Annotated in this window: 7 protein-coding genes; 3 read left to right on the top strand and 4 right to left on the bottom strand. The window is 35.7% G+C overall.

Translation table 11 applies throughout. From position 1 onward, the window contains the following. The first annotated feature begins 190 nt into the window (after window positions 1-190). On the top strand, window positions 191-1,063 hold the full coding sequence (locus GQR52_RS10740) for an SMP-30/gluconolactonase/LRE family protein (RefSeq protein WP_165728427.1): 873 nt from the start codon (window positions 191-193) through the stop codon (window positions 1,061-1,063). 35 nt (window positions 1,064-1,098) lie between these two features. Here the strand turns inward: GQR52_RS10740 and GQR52_RS10735 are convergent, their stop codons facing one another. From GQR52_RS10735 to GQR52_RS10725, 3 genes are all read right to left on the bottom strand, one after another. Next, entirely contained in the window at window positions 1,099-1,554 is a 456-nt protein-coding gene (locus tag GQR52_RS10735; RefSeq protein ID WP_165728426.1) for an NfeD family protein, read from the bottom strand. Window positions 1,555-1,575: 21 nt separating this feature from the next. After that, a complete protein-coding gene (locus tag GQR52_RS10730; protein WP_076924206.1) occupies window positions 1,576-2,529 on the bottom strand; it encodes a slipin family protein in 954 nt (317 codons plus the stop codon). Between the two features lie 130 nt (window positions 2,530-2,659). After that, on the bottom strand, window positions 2,660-4,099 hold the full coding sequence (locus tag GQR52_RS10725; RefSeq protein ID WP_165728425.1) for a diguanylate cyclase: 1,440 nt from the start codon (window positions 4,097-4,099) through the stop codon (window positions 2,660-2,662). 383 nt (window positions 4,100-4,482) lie between these two features. Between GQR52_RS10725 and GQR52_RS10720 the strand changes: the two genes are divergently transcribed. Continuing rightward, on the top strand, window positions 4,483-5,376 hold the full coding sequence (locus tag GQR52_RS10720) for a cation diffusion facilitator family transporter (RefSeq protein WP_007581834.1): 894 nt from the start codon (window positions 4,483-4,485) through the stop codon (window positions 5,374-5,376). A gap of 84 nt (window positions 5,377-5,460) precedes the next feature. Here the strand turns inward: GQR52_RS10720 and GQR52_RS10715 are convergent, their stop codons facing one another. After that, window positions 5,461-9,960, bottom strand: a complete 4,500-nt coding sequence (locus tag GQR52_RS10715; RefSeq protein WP_165728424.1) for an EAL domain-containing protein — start codon at window positions 9,958-9,960, stop codon at window positions 5,461-5,463. Window positions 9,961-10,126: 166 nt separating this feature from the next. Here GQR52_RS10715 and GQR52_RS10710 point away from each other — a divergent pair, with 166 nt between their 5' ends. Beyond that, window positions 10,127-10,678 (top strand): hydrolase, encoded by a 552-nt coding sequence (locus GQR52_RS10710; RefSeq protein WP_165728423.1) that lies wholly within the window; start codon window positions 10,127-10,129, stop codon window positions 10,676-10,678. The last annotated feature ends 121 nt before the right edge of the window (window positions 10,679-10,799 follow it).

Below are 10,799 nucleotides of genomic sequence, written 5' to 3'. Positions count from 1 at the left end.
GGGGAATAACCACACTACATAGGCTCCGCCTTGCCTAAAAACCAAACATACTGCTGCAAATTCACCCACCAAAGATCAACACGCCCTAGGGCATGTTGATAAATTAAAGCCAGGTACGTATCGCGAAATCAACTGTTTTCTGGTAAGGTTTGGGTTACAAGGCTTTGTTAATAATAAAGAATAAGTATTTATGTTTGACCCTAGCGTAACCATTTTTGAAAGCACACAGAATCAGCTTGCAGAAAGTCCTCTTTGGCACCCTATGCTGAATACTTTTTTTTGGGTCGACATAAATAAAAAACTACTTTTAAGTAAAAATACACACAACGAAAGCAAACTAAAAATAGTTAATATGCCAGATACGATCAGTGCAATAGCGTGGATTGATGAGCAGCACTTGTTGCTCTGTACAAGTACTGGTTTATATAAATATCATATTAATTCAAACACTCGCCATCTTATCCTCAATATTGAAAATACACTGTTAAACAGGCGTTCAAACGATGGCCGCGCCGATCCATGGGGTGGTTTTTGGTTTAGTACAATGGATGTAAATGCTAAAAAAGGTGATGGTAAAATATACCGTTATTATAAACGCCAGCTTAAAGCCGTTGTAAGTGACTTGAGTATCCCAAATGGATTGTGTTTTGATAAGGCACGTTTACGTGGCTATTACTGCGACTCTTTAACGAGTTGTATTTATGTATTAGATTTGGATGAGCAAACTGGCGAACCTTGCTCTGAGCCACGTGTTTTTTATCAATTTAATAATACTGATGTTGATCCCGATGGATGCGTAACCGACCAATTAGGTAATTTGTGGCTAGCTGTATGGGGAATGGGATGTGTTATATGTTTATCCCCAGGCGGTGAGCTAATTAAAACAATAAAGCTTTGTGCGATAAAACCGACATGCACTGCATTTGGTGGTGAAAATGCTGAATTGTTACTTGTGACATCGGCATTTGATGAAGCGATTAATAATACTGTTACTGAACAAGGCGCTGTATTTCAAATCTCAGGCATAAAAAACGGGCAGTTTGAGCCGCCCGTTTTACTGTAACTTACAATTTACAGTGTTTGTTTTTAAAGTGATGATTAGCTTTTAGGCGTAACCCACATAACACCCACTTCTTTTTTGGTTACTAAAACCTCAGTACCGGCGCCAATTGGTTGCTCACTTTTAAGCTTCCAGCTAATACCTGAATATTGATGTGTAGTTAAACCTTGTTCTGTTACATCGCTAGTAAGTACAAAAGTGAGTTCAGCAAAATCACTATTTACTTGCTTTTTATCTACGCGATTTTGCATTTGTTTTAATGGTTTCCAAAGTGCAACGGCCAAACCTGCTGTTACAATTGCATTACTCCAAAGGGCGGTGGTTAATGAGTCGGGTAAAATACCAAAACTCATTAATAATCCTGTGAGGAATAACGATAATCCAAAAAACAACAAAATAAATGTAGAAAGGCCAAGTACTGCTACTTCTATTATTAAAGCAACAATACCAAGTACCATAAGTGTTTGCGGTAAATTTTGCGTAATAAAATCCATACAAACCTCTTTATTTAGTTATTAACCCAAATTCTTTTTATTTAAACTATTAATAATTGCCATACCTTGCGCAACCATTGAACTTGCATCTGTTGCGTTATCTGGCAGTAATACAATTGATGATTCACGAGCAATAGCTTCTTTAGCAGCGATTGCTTTAGTTGCTAAGTCTAGCTGAATTGCTTTTTGGCCTTGCTCTGTATCTGCAGCTTCACCAACTTTAATAAGTGCATTTGCTTGTGCTTCAGCAACAGTTGTAATTGCAGTTGCTTCACCCTCAGCGCGTAAAATTTGCTCGGCTTTATCGGCTTCTGCAGCAAGTACTTGTGCTTGCTTTTTACCTTCAGCAACGTTGATATTTGCTTGGCGGTCACCTTCTGATTCTAAAATTTGAGCACGTTTAACACGCTCAGCTTTCATTTGCGCTTCCATCGCCTCCATAATAGAGTTAGGTGGCACAATATCTTTAATTTCGTAACGAAGTACTTGAATACCCCAAGGCTCAGATGCCTGATTTATAGCAGCAACAATGTTGGTGTTAAGTAAATCACGCTCTTCAAATGTTTTATCAAGCTCCATTTTACCTAATTCTGAGCGCATTGTTGTTTGCGAAAGTTGTACAACTGCAAATGTATAGTCGTCAACGCCATACGTTGCTTTGTACGGGTCTAGTACCCTAAAGTACAGTACGCCATCAACTATAAGTGAGATGTTATCTTTAGTGATAGCTGACTGCGATGGTACATCTTGAGCTTGTTCTTTTAAGCTACGATCAGCCGAGATTCTATCAATAAATGGAATAATAAAGTTAAGGCCGGCTTCTTTAGTTGATTGGTATTTACCAAAACGTTCGATTAACCAGGCGCGGTTTTGTGGTACAAATTTAACGCTACTTTTTAAAAGCACGATAACAAAAACAAGTAAAAAAGCCTCAACAGTAAAAACCATATCGAGAATTTGTGTGACTGGATCCATTTAAACATTCCTTATAATAATTAAACGCTGAGTGGTTGTATTGTTTATAATTTCAGCGTGTATAGATTATCACTACAGCGAACTTTTAACCACTAAAACTCACTGTAGCGCGCCGACTTAGTCGGTTTTTTTAAAAACTGGCTATTTTATTTCTGCCTGTTTCTTTTGCGTTATAAAGGGCTATGTCGGCGTTAGTTATAACTTCTTTAGGTGTTGTTTTTTGATTGGGTATAAGGCTATAAAATCCGATACTCAAAGTGAGGTATTTACTGGCACTTGAAAAGTTATGTTCAATTGCAAGTTCTGCAATTTTTTCCTGAATAAGAACTGCATATCTTTGGCAATGATCTGTGTCGACTGCAGGTAAAATTATCGCAAATTCTTCACCACCGAAACGAGCGGCTAAATCACCTTCACGTTTACAAAGATCATGCAGCGCTTTGGCAACTTGTTTTAACACTTCGTCACCTAGCTGATGCCCATAGTTATCGTTATAACGCTTAAAAAAATCAATATCACACATTATTAAACTAATGGGTTCTTTATTACGTGCGCCGCGCTTAATTTCGCATTTTAAAGTTTGATCAAAACAGCGTCGGTTAGCAATGTTTGTAAGGCCATCAGTATTAACTTGTTTGTTAAGTTTATGATTGGCATTAATGAGTTGCTGCTGAGCTTGTTGTAGCTCTTGCTTGTAATTTAAATTTTTGAAAGCATTAGCAAGCATTTCACCTACTAACCTTAAGCGAATAAGGTCTAAATCAGTCCAGTTTCGCTTTTGAACAACGCAATCACAGCCTATAAAGCCAACGAGCTCTTTGTCATAACGTAGACCAATGCAAAGTACTGATTTTATTTTTTGTCGCTGGAAAATTGTTTTTTCGCTCATTGCTTGAATGGGTAACGACGTTACATCGTTAACTCTAAATAAGTGAGTACGTGCCATCAAACTAAAAAAATATGGGAGATCGCTTTTCGGAAGGTTTTGTAAGTCCTCTTTAAATGCTTGTATATCATTATTGACCCATTCGTGGGTGTTATTTATGGTTTTACCATCCTCGGCAAACTTAAAAAGATAACTTCTATCTGCGTGGCAAACGGTACCAATAGCTTTTAATGCGTAGTTGATATGCTTATCAACGTCGTCGTTTTGAATATCAATTAAGTCAGTTGATATGTTCGAAATAATATTATCAAAATCATATTGTTCATCTACATTATTATTCAATACATCGATTATAATAATGGAGCTTGAGTTAGGTAATTTTGCAAATTTTACATTGAGTAGCAATTTAGATACCTGTTTTGATAAAACAAACTGGCATTGGTTATTTGCAGTGAAATAATCAAAGAATAGCTCCTCGACTAATAGTTCTTTTTTACTGTGATGATTGGTTAAAGTGATGTGTGAAAAATCAATTTTATTAAAATGTGATTTATTTCTTAAGCCAAACAAGTTCTGTGCTTGGCTGTTAACTTTAAATATATTTTCATTGGCATCATAAAGTAATACACAAAACGGCAGTAACTCCAAGTTTCGCCATATTTCATTTGATAGGTTATTACTCACTCAACTCTCCATGTGTTTAAGCCACAATTAAATTGTTATCTATTGTATTTTTATTGTTTTTACTTGGGCGTGTTAATCGTCCTTAGATCGAGCTCAAAAGGCAGCGCATGTTTGGTATTTATGCTGCGTTATCGCCTATTTATGGGGAATAGCTACACTACATAGACTCTGCCTTGCCTCAAAACCAAAAATACTACTGCAAATTCAACCACCGAAGTTCAACAAGCCCTACTAATTATTAGCACATTTTTTTTGATTTACTAAGTTTTTAGTGCGTTTGATGGCGGTACGTATTATAATTGATACTGTATATCATTACCCTTTTCTACTCTAAGCCATCTTTGGTTTATTTGCACTTTAAGTATAGGTTATTCAAGCATTTCATGACAGAAATCACTACACACCAAGCTTCTCGTCGTCGGTTACTTATTGCGCTAGCAATTACGTGTTCGTTTATGGTAATTCAGGTTATAGGTGCTTATTATTCTAATTCGCTTGCTGTACTTGCCGATGCGGGGCATTTGTTTGTTCACAATAGCTCGTTATTCATCGCACTGATTGCATCAAGTCTCGCTATTCATTTTGCTAAAACTTATAACGACGGTCATCAAAGAGCCGAGCTTTTGGGTGGTCTGGTGAACGGATTTTTATACCTAGCAATCAGTTTAATTATTTTGTATGAAGGTGGTGAGCGCTATATACATCAGCATGAAGGAAATGAGCTGGCTATTAATAGTTATTTAATGTCGGTTATTGCTGCTATTGGTTTTTTGTTTCATGGTGCTGCTGCATGGGTTTTATATAAAGGCCGCAAAGCGAGTATTAATGTTTACGCGGTATTTTTACATTCATTCTTTGATTTGATTTCTACCGTATCGACATTTGTGGCTGGTATTCTTATATATTTTACGGGCTGGGTTGTTATCGATATTTTATCGAGCATGTTAATCGCCTCTTTCGTGTTGTTTACCGGTGTTAAGGTCATTATTAGTTGTATAAAAGGTTTACGCTTAAATAAGGCCAAACTTCCTAAAGTTGCAGATATTGAAAGTGAGATTACAGATATGGAGCATGTTCACAATGTCCATAACGTCACTGTAACGCGCAAATATAAGGGTGTAGTAGTCGGGGCGCACGTTGTACTTAAAGAGCATTGTACTATTGAAAAACACGATGAAGCATGTCGTATGAAGGTAGAACAACTGTTAGCTGAAAAATTTAATGTACGCAATAGTGTATTACAAATAGAAAGCCACGAATGCCATCACATCCATTAGTAGCATCTAATTAATATAAAAGCGTGTAATAATGATTAGCACGCTTTTAATGTTTCAAATCAAATCAAATCAAATCAAATCAAATCAAATCAAATCAATGATATTGCTAAAACAATCGCTTTTACGTAAGTCTTTAGCATCCATTGGCCTTGCAAAGTAATAACCTTGCAGTACAGTACACCCAACCTCGGCTAAAAAGATCATCTGTTCGCCCGTTTCTACTCCTTCTGCAATACAGTAAAGATCTAGGTTTTCGGCCAATGAAAGAATGGTCTTAATAATCGATTCATCCCCTTTATCTATACCAATACTGTTTACAAAGCTTTGATCTATTTTAATAACATTAATAGGAAATTGGCTCAAGTAGGTGAGTGACGAGTAACCAGTACCAAAATCATCAAGTAGTAATTTAAACCCAGCAGCTTTTAAGTTTTGTAGCTGCTTGGCTGCTTTGAGTTTATCTTCTAGTAAAATACTCTCTGTTATTTCAAGTCTTAATTGTCTTGGATGAACTTGAGAGTCCGCTAATATGGACATTAACCGCTGGGTTATGTTTGTTTTTAAAATGTGTTTAGGGGATAAGTTTAAAGATATATAAAACAATGGGTTTGCGCTGAGTATAGGTGCAATTTCAATAAGAGCTCGTTGCAATGCTTGCTCAGTAAGGAGTTCTATTAAACCAGTTTCTTCTGCTACCGGTATAAAAAGTGCTGGCGATACCAACTGTCCTTGATTTTTCCAGCGCATGAGTAACTCCACGCCATTTATTGTTTTTTCTTGTATGTCGATAATGGGCTGATAGTGATTAAAAAATCGGTTGTCTTTTACTGCATCTTTTAAATCATTTTCGAGCAGTAACTTTTGTTTTATCAGCTCATTCATTTCATCGCTAAAAAACTTAAAGTCGTTTCTCCCGCCTTGTTTAGCGTGCATCATCGCAACATCGGCATTACGGATAAGTATATCGGTGGTTACAGCATCGAATGGGTATAAAGCGACGCCAATACTGGCTGAAATATTAATAGAGAAGTCTTCAATAATTACTTTATTAGCTAACTCATTACTAATTTTTCTTACTGTATCGCGAAGAGACTGAAGCGATTTTATATTTTGAATCAGCACTAAAAATTCATCACCACTTTGACGGCCAAGTTTTGCGTTTACGCCAAGCATACCGTTTACTCTTTGGGTAATATTACAAAGTAGCTTATCACCCACTGCGTGACCAAAAGAGTCATTAACAGGTTTGAACTTATCTAAATCAATAAATAATAATGCGCATTGTGTATTACTTTCATTGGCATGTTTAATCGCGTCTTCAATATTTTTATACATTAAACTACGATTAGGTAGATGCGTTAGAGGATCAAAATTAGCCAAATAGCGCAGTTCGTTTTCTGCACGTTTTTGCTCAGTTAAATCTGTAATAACAACCACGTAGTAGCTTGCAGTATCTTTTGTTACGGCTGTGGCGCTTATATGTATTGGATGTTCGTTACTTTTTGCTGTTTTTATATAAGCATCACTTTGCCAGTTTTCTGTAGCTTTTAATTTTTTTAAAATATTTGCAAACTCTCTACACTTATCTTTACCAATGGCCCTAATAAATAATTTTGGGCTAATTTTAGTGGCTGCTTGTTCACTTGAAAACGTTTCAATAAAACTGTTGTTCGCAGAAAATGGCATTAAATGCTTATCGAGTATAAGTAACCAGTCGTTTATTTGGCTAAACGCTTCACCTAGAATTTTTGCTTGTTGCTCATTAGCCCGTTGCTCCGTGATATTGGTATATATGCCAGAAACATATAGCGGCTCATTTGTTTGAGGATCGTATATAACTTGTCCTGTATCTTGATACCATAACCAATGCCCATTTTTATGCTGTAGACGATAAGTTGCTTGCCAGTTTTGTTGTTTTTTGTACTTGAAGTAGTTTTCCCATTGGTTTTCAAAACGACGTCGGTCATCTGGGTGTATAAGCGCTAAAAATTGTTCTATGTGTACGCGTACAGGCAAGCCTGTATAGCCTAATTCACTTCCTCTGAGCGTACTTACGGAAGCATCTTTAAAATTATAATCCCACACGCCACTTTTGTTATTTTTAAGCGCGAGTTCTGTTTGCTTTTGCGAATGAATAGTCGCTCTATGGGCTTGTTCAATTGCAACTTGGCGGCTGCGGTATTGCCAAAAAATGAAAAACAACACGGCAATTATTAAAACTACATAGGCGACAATAGCAAAGGGCGACTTCCATGGTGCGTAGGCCACGTTGATATTAAGTGTGGCAGGTTCGCTTGTAACAATACCATCGCGATTATGTGCTGATATTTTTAGCGAATAACTACCGGGTTGAAGTTTTGTGAAAAACACTTGGTTAGATTGTAAGTCTTCATATGTAAGGGACGTTGGCCCTGAAAGAATTACCTTATAATATGCTTTGTCTATATTGGGGTAAGAAAAGTTAGAAAAACTAACTGTAAGGCCCATGTCTTCATAACTGAGATCAAGTGGTTGGCTAAGGTATTTATGAGGGTAATAATCGAGCTCTTTGGTAAAAAGATTTATATCGGTAATCGCTACACTATTTTTTTTAAATAATTCTTTTTCATCAAAGTCTAAGGGGTCAAAAAGTAGGGCGCCCGCATTACTACCAAATATAAGCCTGCCATCGTTTAATGTTGTTGCTGCTATAGGAGTAAATTGGTTTATATTCAACCCGTCTTTTACTGAATAACTCACCACATTGAGTGTATCTAGGTTTATTTGATATAAACCATTGTCGGTACTTGCCCATAAAAAACCATTTTCATCAGGAAGTAACGAATAGATAGAGTCAGTATTAAATGAATTTTTTAATCCTATGTAGTGTTTTCTCTCATAAGTAACTGGGTCAACACCAAGCAAGCCTTCGTGGGTGGTTGCCAACCATAAGATATTTCGTTTTGAGTCTAAGTAAAAATTTTCTACAGTGTAAAAAATATCTTCTTTAGGATTAAATGACTGAAATATAGTCGTTAAAGTTTTCGTTTTTTCGTTGTACCTAAAAAAACTTTTTGATGTGCCAAGTACAAACTCTTCAGGATGTGTGTCGAGGGGTTTATAAAAAGCATAAGAAAATAAAGGGTCAACTTGCTCTTTGAGTCCTTTAATAATTCTTGTTTTTCCGGTTGTTTCATTAAAAATATAAAAATTATCATCAGACATAAATGCATATTTATTTGCATCAACTTGGGCAAAACCAAATAAGTTGAGCTGGTTAATTACATTATTGTCTGTGTCTTTATTTTCAATAACTTTACCCGTTTGCTTATCAAAAAGTTTAAAACCATCATAAGTAACAAGCCAAAAAAATTGATCGTTTCCAATTGAAGACGCAAAAATATCAAATACCGCAGATGCTCCGTATATTGCTTTTGAGTCGGTCGAGCTTAAATATACTTCACTTTTATTTGTTGATTTGTTATAGCGCGCAATTCCATCTTCTGTTCCTAGCCATATAATATTATTTTTATCTTGGTAGGTGGCATGAACAGTATTGTTACCGGGTAAAAAAATGTGTTTAAACCGTCGGGTTTTAATTGGCCAGGTAAACACGCCTTGGGTTCTAGATGCGAGCCAAAGCACGCCGGACTTATCAATCATTAGATCGTTGATTGAGTTTTCATTAATATTAAACTTACTTTTTTCATAATTTAATATGAACTCTAACTCTTTGGTTTCGCGGTGATAACTAAATAATCCACTTTCGGTTGCTACAAACTCGCCGTAAACAGTATTGGCATAATCCCATATATTATAATCAGGAATTAATGTTGTAACATTTGCTGCAGATATATTTTTGTTATTATCAAATGCTAATTGATACATACCTTCGACAGTACCAACAAGTAATCCTAATTCATTATCAACACTTAAAAATTTGACGTTTATATTATCTATCGTATTTTTTTCAGGGGGATGAAGAGGGATTTTTACAAGTTCTGAATTATCTATATTTGCAGTGTATAAACCATCATTTGTACCAATATATAAAGTGTTTTTATATATCGTTAATGACCTAATGTAGTCCCTTTTATTTGGGAGTGCTAGCTTAAGTGTAAAGTGTTTACTCGTCTCATCAAATGTATATATTTGACCATCTATGGCGAAGTAAAAAGTATCTTGTTGCTGAGTCATTGCGGAGATTGGAGAAAACATCTTTTTTTCTTTATCTATTTGACCAGAATAGATTTTTTCGGTTTTTAAAGTGAGGGGATCTATTATATACGCACCAGAAAGATCAGTTGAGACAATGATTTTTCCGTCTTCGGCTTTAAATAATGCATAAATATAGTGTTTATCTAAGCCAAAGCCACCATTAAAAGTTTTTACTTTATAACCATCAAAACGGTTTAAACCCTGTTGGGTTGCTATCCATATGAAGCCAATGTCATCTTCTTGCGACTGCAAAACGTAACTTTGCGAGAGACCTTCGTCAGTAGAAATTCGTTGTAATTGTTGAGCATAGTTTTGTGATGCAAAAGTGCTTTGGATGCATAGTAAAAAAACAATGGTGATATGAAAAAAAAGTTTGCTCAAACGCACTTATAAACACTCTCAGTGGAGGATAGGATGATACTTAGCTAGATAGTAAATATAGCATAAGTTTTTATTTTTTAATTGCAAATAATATACGTAAAGTTAAAAGCTCTATTTTCAAATAGTGAGCTAATCTATATAGATAACAGTTAATATTCATAAGGAGAGTATAGTGGTTTTATCTAATATTGATGCAAAAAATAGCGTGTTATTAATAATAGACTTACAAGAGTTGCTTGCTCCTGCAATTAAAGACTTTCCGAATATTTTAAAAAGTACATTGCAGTTAGCGCAGGCGGGTATTATTCACGGCGTCCCAGTCTTAATAACCGAGCAATATGTCAAGGGGTTGGGCGAGACTAATCAGCAAATTAAAAATACGTTACCTAATGCTACGTATTTTCATAAAACGTACTTTAGTGCGTGTGCAGAGCCTGGCTTTGTTGATAAGTTAAAAAGCTATGGTAAAAAGCAAGTTGTTGTTGTTGGCACTGAAGCGCATGTGTGTGTTTTACAAACATGCTTAGATTTAATAGAAAATGGTTTTGAAGTTATTATCGTACACGACGGAGTTGGCTCGAGAAATCCGCAACATAAAAATTTGGCGATTGAACAGCTACGCCAAGCTGGTTCGGTAATTTCATGCGCTGAAATAGTTGTTTTTCAATGGACAAAAAAAGCAGCAACGCCTACGTTTAAAAAAATACTGCCTATAATTAAGTAGACCGCATGTATATAATATAAATTAAATGTATTATTTTTTGACGTGTCGGTAGTTTATTATTGTGTTCAGTAAACTGAAACTCGTTTTGATACGTATATTGCAGACTGCTTTATAAAACAAC

The sequence above is a fragment of the Pseudoalteromonas sp. 31A1 genome, assembly GCF_011378815.1.
GTDB classification, from domain to species: domain Bacteria; phylum Pseudomonadota; class Gammaproteobacteria; order Enterobacterales; family Alteromonadaceae; genus Pseudoalteromonas; species Pseudoalteromonas arctica.
This window is presented reverse-complemented; position numbering and strand designations above follow the sequence as displayed.

Bases quoted from the DNA above. Each gene is read 5' to 3' on its own strand.
- GQR52_RS10740 (WP_165728427.1), top strand. From the start codon at position 191: ATGTTTGACCCTAGCGTAACCATTTTTGAAAGCACACAGAATCAGCTT.
- GQR52_RS10735 (WP_165728426.1), bottom strand. From the start codon at position 1,554: ATGGATTTTATTACGCAAAATTTACCGCAAACACTTATGGTACTTGGT.
- GQR52_RS10730 (WP_076924206.1), bottom strand. From the start codon at position 2,529: ATGGATCCAGTCACACAAATTCTCGATATGGTTTTTACTGTTGAGGCT.
- GQR52_RS10720 (WP_007581834.1), top strand. From the start codon at position 4,483: ATGACAGAAATCACTACACACCAAGCTTCTCGTCGTCGGTTACTTATT.